Origin of the sequence: Pseudoalteromonas sp. S4741 (assembly GCF_005886135.1) — a bacterium.
Lineage (GTDB): Bacteria > Pseudomonadota > Gammaproteobacteria > Enterobacterales > Alteromonadaceae > Pseudoalteromonas > Pseudoalteromonas tetraodonis.
On the sequence record NZ_PNCN01000209.1, the window covers coordinates 1 to 345 of the forward strand.

General features: G+C 47.2%; 2 tRNA genes. Both read right to left on the minus strand.

The features are described from left to right. Positions 1-57: 57 nt before the first annotated feature. A tRNA-Gly gene (locus tag CWC30_RS17730) sits at positions 58-133 on the minus strand. Between the two features lie 65 nt (positions 134-198). Then, positions 199-285 (minus strand) — tRNA-Leu (locus CWC30_RS17735). Positions 286-345 lie beyond the last annotated feature (60 nt).

Here is a 345-nt window from a genome sequence, read left to right on the forward strand (position 1 = left end):
GAGTGGCAATCCGGTGCATGGCCACTCTGCCATTCCGCCTAAACATATCAAATAATTTGGAGCGGCACACGAGGCTCGAACTCGTGACCTCGACCTTGGCAAGGTCGCGCTCTACCAACTGAGCTAGTGCCGCATAATATTAATTCTAAATAATTTTTTCATAAGTTACATATTGGTGTATGTAACCAAACCACAAAGTGGTGCCCGAGGCCGGACTTGAACCGGCACGACTTGTTAGTCGAGGGATTTTAAATCCCTTGTGTCTACCAATTCCACCACTCGGGCATCGAGTTTGCTATTTAAAGCAAGTGGATAAAACTAATATGGAGCGGCACACGAGGCTCG